This window comes from Streptomyces aureocirculatus (assembly GCF_000720475.1).
Lineage (GTDB): Bacteria > Actinomycetota > Actinomycetes > Streptomycetales > Streptomycetaceae > Streptomyces > Streptomyces aureocirculatus.
Window position 1 is genome coordinate 1 of sequence record NZ_JOAP01000198.1, and the last position, 244, is coordinate 244.

1 pseudogene is annotated in these 244 nt (G+C 67.2%); it reads right to left on the reverse strand.

The features are described 5' to 3' along the window. Window positions 1-244, reverse strand: a pseudogene (locus tag IG78_RS53035) (hypothetical protein); the annotation flags it as partial.

Consider the following 244-nt stretch of genomic DNA (forward strand, 5'->3'; position numbering starts at 1 on the left):
CCTACGAGCTCCGGCGGCGTGCTGGTGGGCCCGGCAGGTGGTGGAGTCCACGGACACCATGGACCAGTCGATGCGGCCTTCCGCGTCGGCGTCGGCCAGGACGGCTGCAAAGATCTTGTCCCACGTGCCGTCAGCCGACCAGCGTCTGTGTGAAGTAGGCCGCCGGCGAGGTACTCGTGGTTCGAGTCCTTTTCCGACGGCCCCTTCCCGAACGGTGCGGGCTAGTTTCCCAGCACACCGCTCT